Genomic DNA, 411 nt, shown 5'->3' with positions numbered 1-411 from the left:
AACAGAGCGTTTAGCGGCAGAAAAAATTGCTGAAGACATTGCCAATGCTAACCAAAGAACCACCAGTGCATTGGATGTCTGTCAGGCCAGTGTGATGATGGCAGATGCAGACTTAAATATTATTTATATTAATGATGCAGTTAAAGCGATGCTTCGCAGTCGTGAGAAACAGCTACAAGAATTATTACCAAACTTTAATGTAGATAAGCTAATAGGTACTTGTGTTGATGATTTCCATAAAAACCCAGCACACCAGCGAGGTATTTTAGATAAGTTAACAGATGTTTATACTACAGACTTAGAATTGGGTGAGATGACCTTTGGTTTGATAGCGACCCCGGTAATAAGCGATAACGGTGAGCGTTTAGGTACCGTGGTTGAATGGGATGATAAAACGGAGCGTTTAGCGGC

1 protein-coding gene is annotated in these 411 nt (G+C 40.6%); it reads left to right on the top strand.

The features are described from left to right. Positions 1 to 411, top strand: a 411-nt coding sequence (locus CJF42_RS26415; RefSeq protein WP_141235715.1) for a PAS domain-containing protein, incomplete at both ends; no start/stop codon positions are given.

It is taken from the genome of Pseudoalteromonas sp. NBT06-2 (genome assembly GCF_002276045.1).
In the GTDB taxonomy this organism is placed as follows: domain Bacteria; phylum Pseudomonadota; class Gammaproteobacteria; order Enterobacterales; family Alteromonadaceae; genus Pseudoalteromonas.
The sequence above is the reverse complement of the archived record's forward strand: the minus strand, read 5'-3'. Positions and strand labels throughout refer to the sequence as shown.